Source organism: Providencia sp. CIM-Carb-044 (genome assembly GCF_033901115.1).
GTDB classification, from domain to species: Bacteria; Pseudomonadota; Gammaproteobacteria; order Enterobacterales; family Enterobacteriaceae; genus Providencia; species Providencia hangzhouensis.
Map to the genome: position 1 here is coordinate 1 of NZ_JAXADV010000061.1, position 983 is coordinate 983.

Consider the following 983-nt stretch of genomic DNA (forward strand, 5'->3'; position numbering starts at 1 on the left):
ATTTTCCAAAATATGACGGTGCCGAACATTCTTGAGACGCTATTAAGCGAGTCTCACATCAAATTTGATAAGCAGTTTTACCACCCTGAAGAGCATCTAAAACGCGAGTATATCACCCAAAAGCGTGAAACGATGTATGAGTTCTGGTGCCGCCTCGCTGCCGAAGAAGGGATTAATTACTGGTTCGAAGAAGGCCCACAACTGTTTTACAGTGACCGTCATTTAGGCATGAAAGCGGGGATATCGCTCACCTATAATCCGCAATCTGAAACGGATATCACCGACAGCACCGCCACCACATGGCGCTATGCCGAGCAGTTGTGCAGCGATATTCGCGTGGATAAAGACTACAATCAACTCAGGCCCTCTTACCCGCTGAGTCATCAAGTCACTGGGGAAGTGCATCAACAACATGAAATCTTTGAAAGCTATGGTCGCTTTCAAGAAGATGCGCAGGGGCAACCTTTTAACCAAATTCGCTACGAACAATCACAAAACCAGCGGCAAGTAGGAACGGTTACGACGAACTGCATTGAGTTAGCACCGGGGCGTATTTTTACCTTGTCTAACCATCCTAGCCCTCGAATGAATACGACGTGGCAAGTGATTAGCGTATCCCATCACGGTGTGCAACCTCTTGCTGATAACAGTGGCGGTGAAGGGACTCAATTGAGTAACCAGCTGTCCTTTGTGCCTAGCACTCAAGAATGGCGTCCCCCTTATCGTTATAAACCTACAGCGGATGGGGATGAGCTGGCTACCGTTGTCGGGCCACCGGGTGAAGAAATTTACACCAACTCACAAGGGGCGGTTACGGTCTATTTCCATTGGGACAGGCGCGGCAAACCTGACCATAGCGCGTCTTGTTGGGTGCGAGTCGCCCACGGTTGGAACGGCGATGGCTTTGGGTTTATGTCCATCCCCAGAATTGGGCAGGAAGTGATTATTTCCTATCTTAACAATGATATAGATAAACCGATTAT

Annotated in this window: 1 protein-coding gene; it reads left to right on the forward strand. The window is 48.5% G+C overall.

All coding sequences use genetic code 11. The features are described 5' to 3' along the window. The coding region (gene tssI, locus SJ312_RS23250) for a type VI secretion system tip protein TssI/VgrG (RefSeq protein WP_319868414.1) at nt 1–983 on the forward strand (983 nt) is incomplete at both ends.